Below are 18,791 nucleotides of genomic sequence, written 5' to 3'. Positions count from 1 at the left end.
ACAATGCCAGGGCTTCCTAAAACACCTGCAGCAAATAATATGTATCTTTCTGATGAGGGAGAAATTAGTGGGTTATTCTAATTTATAAATATTAAAATAAGGGAGAGATAAATTTATGTTTCAAGATTTAACAGTAAAAAAATTCACAGACATACTAGCTTCAAATGAACCTATGCCAGGTGGTGGAAGTGTAGCAGCTTTATCCGGTGCTTTATCTGTAAGTTTACTTGAAATGGTTACAAACCTTACAATAGGTAAAAAGAAATATGCTGAAGCTCAAGAAGAAATGAAAGAAATAAAGAAGATAGCAGAAAATATGAAATCTAAATTTTTAAATGATATAACTAGAGATTCAAACTCTTATAAAGAAGTTGATGATGCTTTTGGTTTGCCTAAAACTACAGATGAAGAAAAGAAAAAAAGAAAAGAAGCTATACAAGAAGGACTTAAAAGTGCTGCAAAAGTTCCTTTAGAGATTGCTAAAGATGCATATAAAATATTTGACTATGCAGAAAAAGTAGTAGAAAAAGGTAATCAATCAGCAGTAACAGATGGTTTAATAGCAACAATGATGGCAAGGAATGCAGTTATAGGTGCTATGTATAATGTTAAAATCAATCTTTTATCTATTAAAGATGAAGAGTTTGTAAAAGAATATGAAAAAGAAATGGAAAAATTATCAGATGTAAATGAAAGAGAACAAAAAATATTAGCTAAATCTGATATTAAGGTAGTTTAAAAACATAATAAAAAACGTAGATTCTAGTAGAATCTACGTTTTTTTATTTAATTAATATTCCATTTCAGCCATTCTCTTATAATTTTCATATCTTTCTTTCGCATCTTTCTCTGCTTTTTCAAACAATTGATCTGCAAACTCAGGGAATGTAGCTGCTAATGAAGTGTATCTAACTTCACTCATTAAGAAATCCCTAAATGAAGCTTTTGGTTCTTTAGAATCTAATATAAATGGATTCTTTCCTTCTTCTTTAAGTGTTGGGTTATATCTATATAAATGCCAGTATCCTGCATCTACTGCGTTCTTTTCTTGTTCTTGTGCTTTACCCATACCTGCTTTTATTCCATGATTTATACATGGTGCATAAGCTATTATAATTGATGGTCCATCATAACTTTCTGCTTCAACTAATGCCTTCATAAATTGATTTTTATTTGCACCCATAGATACTTGTGCTACATAAATATATCCATAAGTTGTTGCAATCATTCCTAAATCTTTTTTCTTAGTTTTCTTACCTGATGCAGCAAATTTAGCTACAGCTGATGTTGGAGTAGCTTTTGAAGATTGTCCTCCAGTATTTGAATATACTTCAGTATCAAATACTAATACATTGATATTTTCTCCAGACGCTAACACATGGTCTAAACCTCCAAATCCAATATCATATGCCCATCCATCTCCACCTATAATCCAAACTGATTTTTTAACTAGGTAATCTTTAGTTTCTTCAATTTGTTTTAATATAGATTTTGCTTTTTCATCTATAATATCATTTGAATTTATAACATCTAATACCTTTGCTGATGCTTTCTTAGAACCTTCTGCATCTTCTTTAGAATCTATCCATTCTTTCATTACAGATTTAACTTCATCAGAAACATTTAATTCAATTAATTCATTCATTAATACTTCTAATTTATCTCTTAATTGATTTGTTGCTACAGCCATTCCATATCCATATTCTGCATTATCTTCGAATAATGAATTAGCCCAAGCAGGTCCTTGACCTTTTGAATTCATGCAATATGGAGTTGAAGGAGCTGAACCACCCCAGATTGATGAACAACCTGTTGCATTAGCTATTAACATTCTATCTCCATAAAGTTGAGTAACTGCTTTTGCATATGGAGTTTCTCCACAACCTGCACAAGCTCCAGAGAACTCTAATAAAGGTTGTGCAAATTGACTTCCTTTAACAGTATTTAAATTCATTCTATCTTTTTTCTCAGTTACAGTCATTGCAAATTCCCAATTTGGAATTTCTTTTTCTGTTTGAGTTTCAATAGGTTTCATAATTAATGCTTTTTCTTTAGCTGGACAAATATCTGCACAATTTCCACATCCAGTACAATCTAATGGTGATATTTGAATTTTATATCTTAAACCTTCAAATTGTTTACCCATTGGCTTAATTGTATCAAATGTTTCTGGTGCTCTTTCCACTTCTTCTTCATCTAATAAGAAAGGTCTAATTACAGCATGTGGACAAACAAATGAACATTGGTTACATTGTATACAATTGTCTGGTTGCCATTCTGGTACAGTTACAGCAATACCACGTTTTTCAAATGCTGCTGAACCATTTTCAAATGTACCATCTTCAGCTCCTACAAATGAACTTACTGGTAATAAGTCTCCTTCTTGTCTGTTAACTGGATCAAGTATATTTTTGATAAAATCAGGCATTTCTTCACCTTCAGCTACTTGCTTTTCAACTGTTTCATTTTTCCAAGACTCAGGTACATCTACTTTAACTAAGTTATTCATACCTTTTTTAACTGCTTCTTTATTCATTTCAACTATTTTTTCACCTTTTTTACCATAAGACTTAACAATAGCTTCATCTAAATATTTCTCAGCTTCATCTAAATCTATTACATTAGCAAGTTTAAAGAATGCTGATTGCATTATCATATTTGTTCTATGTCCAAGTCCTATTTCTTGAGCCATATGAGTAGCATCTATTGTATAGAAATTAATATCATTATCTGCTATATATTTCTTCATGCTTGCTGGTAACTTTTCGTCTAATTCATCTTGACTCCATATTGTATTTAATAAGAAAGTACCGCCTTTTTTAAGTCCTTTAAGTAAATCATATTTTTTAACATATGATTGAGTAGAGCAAGAAGTAAAGTCTGATTCTTCAATCAAATAAGTTGACTTTATTGGTTTCTTACCAAATCTTAAGTGAGATACTGTTATTCCACCTGACTTTTTAGAATCATAAGAGAAATATCCTTGAGCATACATATCAGTATTATCTCCTATAATCTTAATTGCATTTTTATTTGCTCCTACAGTTCCATCAGAACCAAGTCCCCAGAACTTACATCTAATAGTTCCTTCTGGCGTAGTATTTATTTCTTCTTCTATATTTAAAGATAAATGAGTTACATCATCATTAATTCCAATTGTAAATCCATTTCTAGGCTCGTCTTTGTCTAATTCATCAAATACTCTCTTTATCTGTGATGGAGTAGTGTCTTTTGAACCTAAACCATATCTTCCACCTATTACTAATGGTCTTTCATTTTTATCATAGAAAAGTGTTTTAATATCTTGGTATAAAGGCTCTCCTAATGATCCTGGCTCTTTTGTTCTATCAAGTACCGCTATTTTCTTAACTGTTTTTGGTAATACGTTAAAGAAGAATTTTTCACAGAAAGGTCTATAAAGATGTACTTTTATAACACCTACTTTTTCTCCTTTTGATATCATATAATCTATAGTTTCTTCAATAGTTTCAGTAACAGATCCCATTGCAACTATTACTTTCTCAGCATCTTCTGCACCATAATAATTAAATGGTTTATATTCACGACCTACTACTTTTGATATTTCTTTCATATAATCTTCAACAATTTGAGGTAATTCATCATAAAATCTATTTGAAGATTCACGTGCTTGGAAGAATATATCAGGATTTTGTGCAGTACCTCTAGTTACTGGTCTTTCAGGATTTAATGATCTATTTCTGAAAGCCTTTACAGATTCATGATCAACTAATTTATCAAATTCATCGTAATCAACAACTTCAATTTTTTGTATTTCGTGTGAGGTTCTAAATCCATCAAAGAAATGTACAAAAGGTATTCTAGATTTTATAGCTGATAAATGAGCTATACCTGCTAAATCCATAACTTCCTGAACACTACCAGATGCAAGTAAAGCAAAACCAGTTTGTCTTGCAGCCATAACATCAGAGTGATCACCAAATATTGATAATGCATGACTTGCTACAGCACGAGCACTTACATGAAATACTCCTGGTAAAAGTTCTCCTGCCATTTTGTACATATTAGGTACCATAAGTAATAATCCTTGAGAAGCTGTAAAAGTTGTAGTTAATGCTCCTGCTTGTAAAGAGCCATGAACTGCACCTGATGCTCCACCTTCAGATTGTAATTCAGTCACTTTTACTGTTTGACCAAAAATGTTCTTCTTTCCATTAGCTGACCAATCATCAGCGTATTCTGCCATTGGAGAAGAAGGTGTGATAGGATAAATTGCAGCAACATCTGTAAATGCATAAGATACATAAGCAGCGGCTGTATTTCCATCCATAGTTTTCATTGCTTTTGACATTTAATTACCCCCTCATATAATATAAATAATTAAAATAAAATTAATCAACAAAGTTAGCTCAAGTTAAGTATATTAAACAAATATGCTGATGTCAATAAGATACAATTTTTTTGAAGGTTTCAAAAAAATATTCAAATAGAAAAAAAATTGTTATATTGTATACAATATAATGTTATTTATATTCTGAAATTAAGGCTGCACCTATTATTCCTGCTTCATTACCTAATTGGGAAAGACTTATTTGGGTAATTTCTCCTTCTTTAAATATTACATAATTGATAATTTTTTTATTTATTTTTTCTATCAAATATTCACCTGCTTTAGAGACTCCACCACCTATTGCAATTATATCAGGATCAATTAAGTTAATAATATTAGCAAGACCTATTGCTAAGTAATCAGTCATTCTTTCTACAGACTTTAATGCTAATTTATTACCTTTTTTAGCAAGTTCAAACACTAATTTTGTATCTATTATATTATCATTAGATTTTAAAGCGTCCATAAATTCTTCATCATTATACCCTTCATTTATTAATTTATGTGTATACTTAGATATAGCTGTAGCAGACGCAAATGTCTCAAGACATCCATTATTTCCACAATTGCAATCATAAAAATTCTCTCCTACTATAATATGTCCAATTTCTGAACCTTTATTATGACTTCCACTATAAACTTTATTATTGATTATAATTCCACTTCCAACTCCTGTACCTAATGTTAAAAAAACTGAATTCTTATATCCCTTAGTAATACCTTTTACACTTTCTGCAATTCCTGCTACTGTTGCATCATTATCGATATAAATAGGTATATCATAAGTAGATTTTAAGTCTTTACCTAATGGTGCATTTGTCCATTTCAAGTTTGTTGCATAAACTACATAATCACTATTTGGGTCAGTAACTCCAGGTACCCCTATGCCAATAGATTTTATATCATAACCTTTCGACTTAGAAAGTTTAATCGCTTTATTTATTAAGTCAATTAAATCATCTTTTACTTTTTCATATCCTAATTCTACTTTTGTTAATGTAGAGTCACGGTATATTATTTCACCTTTTTCATCAACGATACCAATTTTTATGGTTGTACCTCCAATATCAATTCCAATATACATAATTTAACCCCCTATCTATTTTCCATTTGATGAATTAATTTATTATTTAACTCAAGTGCTGCATTATAACCCATCTTTTTTTGTCTATAATTTCGTGCTGCAACTTCTACAATCATGGAAATATTTCTTCCAGGCTTTACAGGAACTATTATTTTGGACATTTTAGTTCCTAATATATTAGTATATTCTTCATCTAATCCAGTTCTATCATATTGTTTTTTATCATCCCAATATTCAAGCTCTATAACAAGATCTATAGTTTTGGAATTTCTTACAGCTCCTACCCCAAATAATCTCTTAATATCTAGTATACCTATTCCTCTTATTTCTAAAAAATGTCTTATAAGTTCTGGAGCAGTCCCTTTTAAATTTCCTTCATCTTTTCTCTTTATATCAACAGCATCATCAGCTATAAGTCTATGCCCTCTCTTTATTAATTCTAGAGCAGTTTCACTTTTGCCAACTCCAGATCTTCCTGTAATCAATACTCCAACACCATATACATCTACTAAAACTCCATGCATAGTAGTATTTGGAGCAAGCATATCATCTAAATATATCATTAGATTGTTTATAAATTTTGATGTTGAAAGAGATGATCTTAAAATAGTTCTGTCATATTTTTTTGCTAAGTTCAGTGCTTCGTCTGAAATATATAAATCTCTAGTTACTATAAGAGCAGGTATTGGATGAGAAAATAAATATTCTAATCGTTTAAATTTAATTTGTTTATCAAGTGTTTGTAAATAGTGCCATTCTACATTACCAATGATTTGTATTCTATCTTCTGCAAAAAAATCTACATAACCAGCTAGTTGTAACCCTGGTCTATTTATATCACTTTTTATAATATTTATATTGTTATTTTTACTTTGATAAATTACTTCTACATCCATATCTTTAATTACTCTTTTTATATTTACTGAATTCACATAACCACTCCCTTATTTATGGAAAAAATCATATACAGACTGTGCTGCCTTTATATTCATTCCATCTATACTTTTCATTTCTTCAACACTTGCTTTTCTTATATTTTCAATAGAACCTAACTCTCTTAAAAGGGCTTTTTTTCTCTTAGTTCCAACCCCTTTTATATCATCTAAAACTGATTTAAATACTTTTTTATCTCTTAGACTTCTATGATAACTTATAGCAAATCTATGTGCTTCATCTTGTATTCTTGTAATTAATTTAAAAACTTCACTATGTTTAGAAATTTTTATTTCTTTATTTTGATATATAATTCCTCTTGTTCTATGAAAATCATCTTTTATCATGCCACATACAGGTATATCTAGATTAAACTCTTCTAATACCTTTAATGCAATATTAACTTGTCCTTTTCCTCCATCCATCATTATCAAATCAGGTAAAACAGAAAAGCTTTTAATTCCTACTTTATTTTCTTTTATAGATTTTGCTTCCTCTATAGCTCTATTAAATCTTCTCCATAATATTTCTTCCATACTTCCATAATCATTTGGCCCTTCTATAGATTTAATTTTAAACCTTCTATAATCACTAGTTTTCTTACTTCCATTTTCAAATACTACCATTGATCCAACTGATTCAACACCTGCTATATTAGAAATGTCAAATGCTTCTATTCTATTTGGAGTTTTTTCTAAATTTAAAATTCGTCTTAACTCTTTCAAAGTACCTTTTTCTTTTTTTGTTTTTCTTTTTATTCTATCACTATATTGATTTAATATATCTAATGCATTTTTTCTAACCATCTCCATGAGATGATTTTTTTCACCTCTTAAAGGCACTTTTATATACACATTTGATCCCCTTTTTTCCGTAAGCCAACGAGAAACAATATCCATATCTTCAAATTCCTCTTCAATTAATATCTCTTTAGGTACAAATGCTGTTCCCATATAAAATTGTTTTGTAAATGAAGATAGTATTTCTTCTCTAGTTTGATTCTCTATATCAGTAATTATAAAATGTTCACGTCCCATTAGCTTTCCATTTCTCATAAAAAATATTTGAACTATAGCATCTTCTATACCACGAGCCATTCCTATTATATCTCTGTCTATTGTAGAAGTAGTAGAAACTATTTTTTGTTTTTCTAAAATATGCTCTAATGAAAGTATTTGATCTCTATATCTAGCAGCTCCCTCAAAATCTAAACTTTTAGAAGCTTTACTCATTTTACCTTTAATTATTTCTACTAAATTCTCTTCTTTTCCATTTAAGAACATTATTATTTCATTTATCATCTCCATATATTCATTATGTGGTATATTTCCCATACATGGTGCATTACATTTTCCTATATAATAATTCAAACAAGGTCTTTCTCTTACCTTCTTTCCTTCTTCTAATTTCAATTTACAAGTTCTAATTGGATATAAATCTCTTATTATATCTAAGGTATCATTTACAGCCCCTGCACTAGTATATGGTCCAAAATATTTTGCCTTATCTTTTAATACGTTCCTAGTTTTTATAACCCTAGGATAATTTTCATTTAATGTTACTTTTATATATGGGTATTGTTTATCATCTCTTAAAAGGACATTGTATTTTGGTTTATACTTTTTTATTAAATTTGATTCTAAAATTAAAGCTTCTACTTCAGAATCTGTTAATATATATTCAAATTCTTCTATATGACTTACCATAGCCTTTACTTTTGCTTGTTTGTTAGAGGAAGATCTAAAATATTGTCTTACTCTATTTTTAAGGCTTATTGCTTTTCCTACATATATGATTTCGCCTTTTTTATCTTTCATTAAGTAAACACCTGGAGAATCAGGCAATTTTTTTAATTCTTCTTCTATATTAAAATTCATATATATCATCCTTTTTTATACTACTTTTGATTATAATAATATCATAATTGAAAGAATTATTAAATTTAGTTATAATAATACTATAACATCTTAAGGAGGTACAAACTTGTCAGGTACTAAGAAGAGTATTTTATTTTTTACATCATTTTTTATTACAATCTTTTTTATGTCTATTGTTGGAGTTATATTTAGACCTTTTTTAGAAAATATAGATGATTATACTTATTATAATATAGTTTCTCCTATATTATATACAATTTATTTAATATTTTTTATGGTTATAGAATCAACAATAAGGAAAATATATACTAAGAGATTCTTAAATGAACATAATGTATTACTTAAAGTTAAAACTAATGGTTTTAACTTATCAGTACGTTTAATAATATATTTAGCTATAATACTTATATATTTTATTTCTCTTTTTAAAGATTTTAGTATAGAGTCTATTTCTATTCCTAGAATAGTATTATTTATACTTTCTTTCTTAATTATAGAGTTTATACTTAGAATTTCAAATAAAAGTATTTATGGATATTTTACCAGAGACTATATCATAATATCTGGTTGGGATTTCAGACTTAGTTTACCTATAATATATGGTGCTAATGTTTATAATGATTCCGATGTTTACACATATAATGATATAAAAGATTATTTTATTTTTACTGATTATATCGAATTATATCTAATAGCAGATCAAGGTAAATTAGTTTTTGATATCGATAGTGAACTTTCTCGTAAATTCGTAGGAATTTTAAATCAGAAAAAAATACCTATGAAAAAATTTAATTAAAATATGGAGGTTACAAAATGGATATAAATTGGTTAGAATGGCTTGGCTATTTGGCATCATTTGTAATTTTGGTATCCCTTTTAATGTCATCTGTTATAAAACTTAGATGGATAAATTTAATAGGTTGTATCATATTTTCTATTTATGGTTTCTTAATTGGAGCTTTACCTGTTGCAATAATGAATTTGGGTATAAGCTTTATTAACATTTATTATTTAACTAAGATTTATAGTTCAAAAGATTATTTTAAAATATTACCTATAGATATGAATTCTGAATATTTTAATTATTTTTTAGATTTCTATAAAGAAGATCTATTAAATTATTTTTCTTCAACTAGATTTAATACTGATGATAGTGTTATAAATATATATGTATTGAGAAATTTAGTGCCAGCTAGTATTTTTATTGCTTCAGAATATGATAAAAATACTTTGAAAATTGAAATGGACTATGCTATACCTGAGTATAGAGATTTTAAAATTGGAAAGTATCTTTTTGAAGAAAATAAAGATTACTTTTTAAATAAAGGATATAATAGGTTTATTAGTATTTCACAAAATAATAAACATAATAATTATTTAGAAAAAATGGGTTTTACAAAAATTTCAGAGGATGGAATAGATTATTTTGTAAAAGAAATTAATAAATAGGGAGTGTTTCTAGAAACACTCCCTATTTATTAATTATTTTTTAATATTTTCTTTAAAAAATGTCCTGTATGGGAACCTTCCACATCTGATATAAATTCAGGTGTACCTGTAGCTACAACAGTTCCACCACCATCTCCACCTTCAGGTCCTAAATCTATTATATGATCAGCTACTTTTATAACATCTAAATTATGTTCTATTACAAGAACGCTATTTCCACTATCTACAAGTTTATTTAATACTTTAATAAGTTTATGGATATCAGCAAAATGAAGTCCTGTTGTTGGTTCATCTAAAATATATAATGTCTTTCCTGTACTTCTTTTGCTAAGTTCTGTAGCAAGCTTTATTCTCTGTGCCTCTCCACCTGAAAGTTGAGTAGAAGGTTGGCCCAAATGAATATATCCAAGTCCTACATCATTCATAGTTTTTAATTTTCTCTTTATCTTTGGTATAGAATCAAAGAACTCTAATGACTCTTCTACTGTCATCTCTAATACATCAGATATTGTTCTCCCCTTATACCTTACTTCTAATGTCTCTCTATTATATCTATTACCTTTACATACTTCACAAGGCACATATACATCTGGTAAAAAATGCATCTCAATTTTTATTATACCATCACCATTACATGCTTCACATCTTCCACCTTTTACATTAAAACTAAATCTTCCTTTTTTATATCCACGAGTTTTAGCTTCAGGTGTCATTGCAAATAACTCTCGTATATGATCAAATACCCCTGTATAAGTTGCAGGATTTGATCGAGGTGTTCTACCTATAGGAGACTGGTCTATATCTATCACTTTGTCAACATTATCTATACCATCAATTTTTTTATGTTTTCCAGGCTTCTTTTTGCCTCTATGAAGCTCTTGTGACAACCCTTTATATAATATCTCATTTATAAGAGTTGACTTGCCTGAACCAGATACTCCTGTTACACAAGTAAATACTCCTAAGGGTATCTCTACATCGATATTTTTAAGATTATGCTCTTTAGCTCCTCTTATCTTTATTTTATTTCCATTAAATTTTCTTCTTTTATCAGGGATAGATATTTCTTTATCCCCACTTAAATATTGTCCTGTAATAGATTCTTTACACTTCATTATTTCATTTACATTTCCTTGTGCCACAATTTCTCCACCATGAACTCCTGCTCCAGGTCCAATATCAACAATATAATCTGAAGCATACATCGTATCCTCATCATGCTCTACTACCAGAAGTGTATTTCCTAAGTCTGTAAGATTTCTAAGTGTTTTTAATAATCGATCATTGTCTCTCTGGTGTAATCCTATGCTAGGCTCATCTAATACATATAATACTCCTACCAAAGAAGAGCCAATTTGAGTAGCAAGCCTTATTCTTTGTGATTCTCCTCCAGATAATGTTCCAGCACTTCGTGAGAGAGTAAGATATTCAAGCCCTACATCTGATAAAAATCCAAGTCTAGAATTAATCTCTTTTAGAATTTGGTGTGCTATAAACTCCTGTCTTTCTGTAAGCTTTAAGTTATTAAAGAAATCAAAGCTATCTTTTATTGACATTTCCGTTACATCAGATATGTTCCTATCGTTTATTGTAACTGCTAAAGATTCATCTCTTAGTCTTGCACCATGACAATCACTACATGGTATTATACTCATATAATTTTCTATTTTTTCTCTAATATAATCTGAGTTAGTTTCTTTATATCTTCTTTCTAAGTTATTTATTACTCCTTCAAAAGTTCCTCTATAACTCTTGTTTCCACTAAATCTACTATTAAATTTAAATTGTATACTTCTATCTGTACCATATAATAATTCATCAAACATAGCCTTAGGAGCTTTTCCTATAGGCTTATCCATTGAAAAATTATGATAGTCTGCTATAGCTTTAAATATTCTATAATAGTAAGTATCCTCTCCTGCACCACTATATGGAGCAATAGCTCCTTGAGATAATGATAAATTTTTATTGGGTATAACTAATTCTTTATCAACTTTTTTATGATTTCCTAAACCATTACATGTAGGACACATACCAAAGGGACTATTAAAAGAAAACATCCTAGGAGATATTTCTTCAAGTGCTATTCCACAATCAGCGCATGCAAAATTCTGGCTAAATAGCATATCTTCTCCCTCAATAATATTAATTATTACTAGTCCTTCTCCTATATCAAGTGATGTTTCTATTGAATCAGTTAGTCTCTTTTCTATATTATCTTTTATTATTATTCTATCTACAACAATTTCTATAGTGTGCTTTTTATTTTTTTCTAATTCTTCAATTTCATTTATATCTAATATTTCTCCATCTATTCTTATCCTTACAAATCCTTCTTTACGTATATTTTCTAAAAGTTTTTTATGTTGACCTTTTTTTCCTCTTACTACAGGAGCTAATATTTGTATTTTTGTTCTCTCTTCTAGCTCCATTACTTTATCAACCATTTGATCAATAGTTTGAGAAGATATTTCATCACCACAATTTGGGCAATGAGGACTGCCTACTCTAGCAAATAAAAGTCTAAAATAATCATATATCTCTGTAACTGTCCCAACAGTTGAGCGTGGATTTCTATTTGTAGTCTTCTGGTCTATTGATATTGCCGGAGACAATCCTTCAATATATTCAACATTAGGCTTTTCCATTTGTCCTAAAAATTGTCTAGCATATGCAGATAAACTTTCTACATATCTTCTTTGTCCTTCTGCATATATTGTATCAAAAGCTAATGATGATTTTCCTGAGCCTGATAATCCAGTTAAAACTATAAATTTATCACGTGGTAATTCAATATCAATATTTTTTAAATTATGCTCTTTAGCTCCTTTAACTATTAATTTATCTTTTTGCATTCTATTATCCCTCTTTCCTACTTAAGGCCAGTACCTAATTATCTAATTTTTTATTAAGTTCTGTTATTTTATCCCTTAATTCTGCTGCTCGTTCAAATTGTAAATTTTCTGCGGCTTGCATCATTTCCGTTTCTATTGCTATAATCATATTTTCAATTTCTTCTTTAGTCATTTGATTTTCTACATTATAGCCTTCTTCATCCTCTGCTACTTTTGTTGCTTCTATTACATCTCTAATAGATTTCTTTATTGTAGTAGGCACTATATTATGCTCTTCATTGTATTCTTTTTGAATACTTCTTCTTCTATTTGTTTCTGATATCGTTCTATTCATAGAATTAGTGATCTTATCAGCATACATTATAACACTACCTTCAGAATTTCTTGCTGCTCTTCCTACTGTTTGAATCATTGAAGTTTCAGACCTCAAAAATCCTTCTTTGTCTGCATCTAAAATAGCAACTAGAGAAACTTCTGGCAAGTCTAATCCCTCTCTTAATAAGTTGATCCCTACTAACACATCAAATTTTCCGAGTCTTAAATCCCTAATTATTTGCATACGTTCTATTGTTTTTATGTCAGAATGAAGATATGTTACTTTTATTCCTATTTCTTCTAGATACGAAGTTAGATCTTCACTCATTTTTTTAGTAAGAGTTGTGACAAGAACTCTTTCATTTTTTTCTACTCTTATATTTATTTCTTTTATCAAATTATCTATTTGATTTTCAGTTGGCCTTACTTCTATAGATGGGTCTAACAAACCTGTAGGTCTTATGATTTGCTCTACTATTTGTTCTGAATGTTCCTGTTCATAAGGACCAGGTGTAGCACTTACAAATACCATTTGATTTATATGTCCTTCAAATTCCTCAAAATTAAGTGGTCTATTATCAAGTGCTGAAGGTAATCTAAAGCCATAATCTACTAGTGTTTGTTTTCTAGACCTATCTCCTGCATACATTCCTCTTACTTGAGGTATAGTTACATGTGATTCATCTACTACAATTAGAAAATCATCAGGAAAATAGTCAATAAGTGTATATGGTTTGCTCCCTGCTTTTCTATTACTTAAGTGTCTAGAATAGTTTTCTATTCCATTACAATAGCCCATTTCTCTAAGCATTTCTATGTCATACATGGTTCTTTGTTCAAGTCTTTGTGCTTCTAGGAGTTTATCTTCACTTCTGAGTTCTTTCAACCTTGCTTCTAATTCCTTTTCTATACTAATCATTGCTTTATCTATTTTATCTTGTGATGTAGCAAAGTGAGAAGCTGGAAATATTGAGATGTGGTTTCTTCTTCCTATTATTTCACCAGTTAAAGAATTTACTTCTGTTATTCTATCTATTTCATCTCCAAAAAATTCTACTCTTATGGCATTTTCTGTAGATGAAGCAGGAAATATCTCTATTATATCACCTCTAACTCTAAATGTTCCTCTTATAAAATTAATATCATTTCTTTCATATTGTATATCAACTAATTTTTTTATAACTTCATCTCTATCCTTAGTCATGCCTGGCCTTAAAGATAATACTAAATTTTCATAATCAATAGGATCTCCAAGACCATATATACATGATACAGAAGCTACTATTATAACATCTCTTCTTTCAAATAAAGATGCTGTAGCTGAATGTCTAAGTTTATCTATCTCATCATTTATAGAAGCATCTTTTTGTATATAAGTATCACTTCCTGGAACATATGCCTCAGGTTGGTAATAATCATAATAACTTACAAAATATTCAACTGCATTATCTGGAAAAAATTCTCTAAACTCACTTGCAAGCTGTGCTGCAAGTGTCTTGTTATGAGCTATAACTAACGTAGGCTTTTCTACTTTCTCAATTATATTAGCCATTGTGAAAGTTTTACCTGAGCCAGTTACTCCTAATAATGTTTGAAACTTATTATTATTATTTATTCCATTTGCTAATTTTTCTATTGCTACAGGTTGGTCTCCTGTAGGTTTAAATTCTGAACTTAATTTAAATATACTCATTTTTATCACCTCAAAATTTTAAGGAACGGTTGTTCGTTATTATTATATTGCTATTTCTATATTAAGTCAATACATCTACTAATATTTATTCCCTATTATTTGACTAATCAAACGACAAAAAAGATATAGACAATTGTCTACATCTTTTCTCTTAATATTTCTATTGCTTTTTTAAGTTGTATGTCTTGATCTAAGTTTTCAACTCCACCTTCAACTCCATCAGGAAGCTTTATCTCAATATCAGGCTCAATTCCTTTTCCATGAATATTAGTACCATTTGGTGTGAAATACTCAGAAACTGTAAGTTTAAATCCAGAACCATCACTTAGTTGCTCTATTCTTTGTACTATACCTTTACCAAATGTTTTAGTTCCTATAAGCGTTCCAGTATTTGTATCTTTTATAGCTCCAGATAATATTTCAGAAGCTGAAGCACTTCCTTCATTTACAAGAACTGTAATAGGAATACCTAGTTTATCTTCGTCTGATTTATAATATTCTCTTTCTCCATTTTTAGTTTCTGTATAAACTATATTTGATTTACCTATAAGCAAATCAGCAATATTTGCCGTTTGTGCAAGTAACCCACCAGGGTTATTTCTTAAATCTATTACTAAGGATTTCATTCCATTATCTTGTAGTTGTTCTAAATGCTTTTTAAAATCTTCATATACCAATTCATCAAATTGTATAATTCTTATATAACCAATATTATCCTCTAACATCTGTGATTTAACACTTTTAAGTCTTATTTCTTTTCTAGTTAATTCAACCTCAATTTCTTCTGTTTTTCCTTCTTCAGTATCCCTTAGAATTGTAAGCTTAACATCTGTTCCAGGATCTCCTTTCATAAGATCAACTGCCTTATCCATAGTGTCAGCAGTAAACTCCTTATCATTTACTTTAATTATCTTATCTCCAGACTTTATCCCAGCTTTTTCTCCAGGAGTATCTTCTATAGGAGATACAACTGTTATATATCCATCTTCTCCAGGTGTTACTATTATTCCTACTCCTCCATAGCTTCCTTCTGTTTGATCCATAAAATCAGCAAATTCTTTTTTTGACATATATACAGAATAAGGATCTTCTAAGCCTTCAAATAATCCTTTTAGCTGTCCATCTGTAAGTTCTTCATTAGTTACATCGTTTAGATAATTTTCATTTATATAATTCTTTATATATGCTATCTTACTTGTGCTATTCAATTGACTTTTAGGCATTATTATTTTTGTTCCTATAGTAAGTTGAACCATATTATCTAATATAAAAGTGCCTGTAGCAGTTAATAAAATCAAAATTACTCCAATTATAATAGCTTTTTTCTTTGAAATCATTTATTCACCTCCAATTAAGTATCATACTATAAAGTTTATTAAAATTACTATAATATTATACCATTTAGCTTTTACCATTTCAATTTAACTATTCATCAAAACATTTTAAAAGACAGAGTTAAAACTCTGTCTTTTAAAATTATCTTAAATATGATAAAGGATTTACATATTGTCCATTTTTTCTTACTTCAAAATGACAGTGAGGACCTGTAGAATTACCTGTACTTCCTCCCTTAGCAATAGGTTGCCCTTTTTTAACTTGTTGTCCTACACTTACTAATAGTGATTGATTATGTGCATATAGTGTAACTATTCTACCACCATGGTCAATCATAACAGTATTACCATATCCACTTTTCCATCCAGCATATATTACTCTACCACTATTTGCTGCTACTACTGTAGTCCCATATTGTCCACCATAACCAATATCTATACCAGTATGTAGTTTCTTAGTTCCATATATAGGATGTGTTCTATATCCAAAGGGTGAGCTTATTTTATATTTACCAGGTACTGGCCATGTATATTCTCCACCTACATACTCTGCATTAGGATTTTGTAAGTTTTGTATATCATTTGTAGTTTCATTTGCTTCCTTATTTAAATCATCTTCTAATTTTTCTAGTTTTTTATAATCTTTTTCTAGCTTTTTCATTTCATCTTTTTTAGATCTATTTGCTAAAGAAAGTTTTTCTCGTTGTTTTCTCACTTGACTTTTTTGATGATCTAATAACTTCTTCTTTGTTTCTAATTCTTTTTTCTTATCTTCAATTATATCTCTTTGTTCTTGCATATACTTTAATAAATCAACATCTTGATCTGCTATTTTTTGTACTAAATCTAATCGACTAATGAAATCCCCAAAGTCTTCAGCACCTAAAAGCACTTCTAAATAACTGACATTACCATTTTTATACATAACTCTCAATCTTGCACCTAATGTTTCACTTTTTTCATCTACATTACTTTGGGCTTCTTCTAATTCTTTTTCAGTAGTATTTATATCATTTTCTACATTAGATATCTTGCCTTCTACTTTTTTTATTTCTTGTGCAGCATCATTTATTTCTTCATCTAATTTTTTTATTTCTTTTTCTACTTCAGACATTTCACTTTCTTTTTTCTTTAGATCTTTTTGTGCATCTTTTAGTCTAGTTTCAATACCTTTTTGTTTTTGCTTTAATTCATCTACATCTCCCGCATAAACAATTCCTACGTTTAAAAAGATTGCAGTTGCAAGTAAAAAAGATAACGCCTTCCCTTTTTTCAACATAGTTTCCTCCCTTAATCGCTTAAACATTCAAAAATCTTCTAAGTGATATAACACTTCCTATTACACCAATTCCAACTCCGATAGCCACAAACATTATTACAATGTCATTTAATATTTGATAATATGGAATCATGTATACAGTTGCAAATACATATAGTCTTTGACTAGCTATATCAAATAAATATTTATATCCATAGCCTATTAAAGCTATTGAAACGATAGAACCTAAAATACCTAGTAGTACCCCTTCCACTATAAATGGACCTCTAATAAATCCATTTGTAGCTCCTACGTACTTCATTATATTAATTTCTTTTTTTCTAGCTGCTACTGTTATTTTAATTGTATTAGAAATTATAAATATGGAAATTAAAATAAGAATAGCTATTATTATTATTCCACCTGTTCTTACTATATTTGCTATAGTAACTGTTCTTTCTATTATATCTCTATAATATTTAATATCTTCTATACCTTCCATATCTTTTATACTATTAACTATTTTATCTGAATTATCAAGATCATTTATTCTAAGTATAAATGAATCAGGAAATGGGTTTTCCTCTAAGTCCTCTAAAAGATATGAATTATCTTTCCACTGGTCTTTCATAGATTTCAATGCTTCTTCTTTAGATTTATATTTGACATCTGAAATTCCCTTAACATCTCTTAAGTCTTTCTCTAATTTTGTTTTTTCTTCATCCGTTGCATCTTCTGATAGAAATATTTCTATTTCATCAAATTCTTGTTTTAGCATAACAGAAAGATTATTAACATTCAATACTAAAATTAAGATAATACCAAGTATTATTAAAGTGGATGTTACAGAACCAATAGATGCAAGACTCATCATTCTATTTCTCCATACACCTTGTAATCCTTGTTTTAAAGTGTATGCTATTGATCTAAGATTCATAATCGTAACCTCCTCTTGTATCATCTTTTATTACCTTACCATCTGATAAAGCAATTACTCGCCTTTTCATGTTATCTACAATATCTTTTGCATGTGTTGCCATTAGAATTGTAGTACCACGTCTATTTATATCTTTTAATAAATTCATTATATCCCACGCTGTATCTGGATCAAGATTTCCTGTAGGCTCGTCTGCTATTACAACACTAGGTTTATTTACAATTGCACGAGCAATAGATACCCTTTGTTGTTCTCCACCAGATAATTGATCAGGATAACTATCTAGTTTTTTAGAAAGACCTACCATATCCAATGCTTTAGGTACTCTCTTCTTAATATCACGTGGAGAATATCCTAATATCTCCAGAGCAAATGCTACATTTTCAAATACAGTTTTATTTTGTAATAGCTTAAAATCTTGGAATATCATACCAATATTTCTTCTTATGTTTGGAATTTTTCTACTACTTAAACTAGTTATATCTTTATCATCTAAAAATATCTTACCTTTTTCAGGATTTACTTCTTTAGTAATCAACTTAATTAAAGTTGATTTTCCAGCACCACTTGAGCCTACTAAAAATACAAATTCACCTTTTTCTATATTAATACTAGCATCATTTAATGCTTTAACGCCATTTTTATATTGCTTCGTAACATTTTCTAGACGTATCATAATATCACTCC

The 18,791-nt window shown here is 29.1% G+C and carries 13 protein-coding genes; 3 read left to right on the top strand and 10 right to left on the bottom strand.

Annotation, left to right across the window (positions count from 1 at the left end):
* The first annotated feature begins 115 nt into the window (after nucleotides 1-115).
* Nucleotides 116-739, top strand: a complete 624-nt coding sequence (locus tag D3Z33_RS13515; RefSeq protein WP_160198304.1) for a cyclodeaminase/cyclohydrolase family protein — start codon at nucleotides 116-118, stop codon at nucleotides 737-739.
* Between the two features lie 51 nt (nucleotides 740-790).
* On the opposite strand, the gene nifJ is transcribed toward D3Z33_RS13515, so the two are convergent.
* The 4 genes from nifJ to uvrC all read right to left on the bottom strand — a co-directional run bounded on the left by nifJ (nucleotide 791) and on the right by uvrC (nucleotide 8,263).
* Nucleotides 791-4,330: a pyruvate:ferredoxin (flavodoxin) oxidoreductase gene (gene nifJ / locus D3Z33_RS13510; protein ID WP_160198303.1), complete on the bottom strand. Its 3,540-nt coding sequence runs from the start codon at nucleotides 4,328-4,330 to the stop codon at nucleotides 791-793.
* A gap of 172 nt (nucleotides 4,331-4,502) precedes the next feature.
* Nucleotides 4,503-5,453, bottom strand: a complete 951-nt coding sequence (locus D3Z33_RS13505) for an ROK family protein (RefSeq protein ID WP_160198302.1) — start codon at nucleotides 5,451-5,453, stop codon at nucleotides 4,503-4,505.
* 11 nt (nucleotides 5,454-5,464) lie between these two features.
* Nucleotides 5,465-6,385: an HPr(Ser) kinase/phosphatase gene (hprK, locus tag D3Z33_RS13500; protein ID WP_160198301.1), complete on the bottom strand. Its 921-nt coding sequence runs from the start codon at nucleotides 6,383-6,385 to the stop codon at nucleotides 5,465-5,467.
* Between the two features lie 12 nt (nucleotides 6,386-6,397).
* On the bottom strand, nucleotides 6,398-8,263 hold the full coding sequence (gene uvrC / locus D3Z33_RS13495; protein ID WP_160198300.1) for an excinuclease ABC subunit UvrC: 1,866 nt from the start codon (nucleotides 8,261-8,263) through the stop codon (nucleotides 6,398-6,400).
* Between the two features lie 106 nt (nucleotides 8,264-8,369).
* Between uvrC and D3Z33_RS13490 the strand changes: the two genes are divergently transcribed.
* The gene (locus D3Z33_RS13490; protein ID WP_160198299.1) at nucleotides 8,370-9,059 is read left to right on the top strand and encodes a hypothetical protein; all 690 of its coding nucleotides are present in this window, start codon (nucleotides 8,370-8,372) and stop codon (nucleotides 9,057-9,059) included.
* Between the two features lie 17 nt (nucleotides 9,060-9,076).
* Nucleotides 9,077-9,712: a YgjV family protein gene (locus tag D3Z33_RS13485; RefSeq protein WP_160198298.1), complete on the top strand. Its 636-nt coding sequence runs from the start codon at nucleotides 9,077-9,079 to the stop codon at nucleotides 9,710-9,712.
* A gap of 29 nt (nucleotides 9,713-9,741) precedes the next feature.
* Here D3Z33_RS13485 and uvrA read toward each other — a convergent pair whose 3' ends face one another.
* From uvrA to ftsE, 6 genes are all read right to left on the bottom strand, one after another.
* Complete coding sequence (uvrA, locus tag D3Z33_RS13480; RefSeq protein WP_160198297.1) at nucleotides 9,742-12,567, bottom strand: excinuclease ABC subunit UvrA; 2,826 nt, start codon at nucleotides 12,565-12,567, stop codon at nucleotides 9,742-9,744.
* 34 nt (nucleotides 12,568-12,601) lie between these two features.
* The gene (uvrB, locus tag D3Z33_RS13475) at nucleotides 12,602-14,575 is read right to left on the bottom strand and encodes an excinuclease ABC subunit UvrB (protein WP_160198296.1); all 1,974 of its coding nucleotides are present in this window, start codon (nucleotides 14,573-14,575) and stop codon (nucleotides 12,602-12,604) included.
* 137 nt (nucleotides 14,576-14,712) lie between these two features.
* Nucleotides 14,713-15,912, bottom strand: a complete 1,200-nt coding sequence (locus D3Z33_RS13470) for a S41 family peptidase (RefSeq protein WP_160198295.1) — start codon at nucleotides 15,910-15,912, stop codon at nucleotides 14,713-14,715.
* 139 nt (nucleotides 15,913-16,051) lie between these two features.
* On the bottom strand, nucleotides 16,052-17,185 hold the full coding sequence (locus tag D3Z33_RS13465) for a murein hydrolase activator EnvC family protein (protein WP_160198294.1): 1,134 nt from the start codon (nucleotides 17,183-17,185) through the stop codon (nucleotides 16,052-16,054).
* Nucleotides 17,186-17,207: 22 nt separating this feature from the next.
* On the bottom strand, nucleotides 17,208-18,104 hold the full coding sequence (gene ftsX, locus D3Z33_RS13460) for a permease-like cell division protein FtsX (RefSeq protein WP_160198293.1): 897 nt from the start codon (nucleotides 18,102-18,104) through the stop codon (nucleotides 17,208-17,210).
* Nucleotides 18,094-18,780: a cell division ATP-binding protein FtsE gene (gene ftsE / locus D3Z33_RS13455; RefSeq protein WP_160198292.1), complete on the bottom strand. Its 687-nt coding sequence runs from the start codon at nucleotides 18,778-18,780 to the stop codon at nucleotides 18,094-18,096. Before ftsE ends, ftsX begins: the two co-directional genes overlap by 11 nt.
* Nucleotides 18,781-18,791: the final 11 nt, after the last annotated feature.

The organism is Senegalia massiliensis (assembly GCF_009911265.1).
Classification (GTDB): domain Bacteria; phylum Bacillota; class Clostridia; order Tissierellales; family SIT17; genus Anaeromonas; species Anaeromonas massiliensis_A.
Note: the sequence above shows the minus strand (reverse complement) of the source record. Positions and strands in the feature narration are given on the sequence as shown.